Raw genomic sequence first — 716 nt, 5'->3', positions numbered from 1 at the left:
CATCGGGATGGTAGAGGGCACCCAGCATGGTGTTGTTGTCGAGCAGCGGCCAGATCTCTCGCGCCTCCGCGGGCGATACGATCCGGGCCCGCACTCCCTGGACCTCGGCAACGTCCATGTAGCTTCTGTACTCGTCCAGCCTGTCGCGCGTGTTGGCAATGCGCAGTTGCCCGCATTTGTGCCAGCCGACGTTCTGGCCCGTCTCCGCCTCCAGGCCTTCATAGATCGCGATCGATCTGGCGATCATGCGGCCGACATTGCGGCTGCGCGCGTAAGAGGGGATGAGCCCCGCGGCATGCCATGTCGAACCGGCCGTAAGCTGTGTTCGCTCCAGCAATGCCACATCGGTCCAGCCGCGCTTTGCCAGGCCGTAGAGAATGCCGGCGCCCACACAGCCGCCACCGACCACGACCGCACGAAAGGAACTCACCATATGCGCGTGCCCTTGTCTGAAATTGCCACCGGTCCACATGAACGCATGCGCATACTGTCAGACAGCATCCGGCTTTTCAGCATATTTCCTTGTCTGGAACGCTGCAGTGGTCACCCGACTGTTGGGCCACGAAGCCGGCCGAACTGTCAGCTGTCGCGCCCGCGTTCAGGCCGCTTTTTTGCGTTTTGCCTAGCTATATTCCGATTGCAGCATTCGGGATCGGGACATGATCTTCGTTGATCAGCACGATCGGCGCATCGGCTCCCTCGACCCTGACGACCAG

1 protein-coding gene is annotated in these 716 nt (G+C 61.6%); it reads right to left on the bottom strand.

Annotated features, from left to right (window positions below; genetic code table 11):
• A partial coding sequence (locus EN994_RS34025) for an FAD-dependent oxidoreductase (protein ID WP_164746554.1) occupies window positions 1–433 on the bottom strand: 433 nt, incomplete at its 3' end.
• Window positions 434–716: the final 283 nt, after the last annotated feature.

It is taken from the genome of Mesorhizobium sp. M7A.F.Ca.CA.002.09.1.1 (assembly GCF_003998555.1).
Classification (GTDB): Bacteria; Pseudomonadota; Alphaproteobacteria; order Rhizobiales; family Rhizobiaceae; genus Mesorhizobium; species Mesorhizobium ciceri.
The sequence above is the reverse complement of the archived record's forward strand: the minus strand, read 5'-3'. Positions and strand labels throughout refer to the sequence as shown.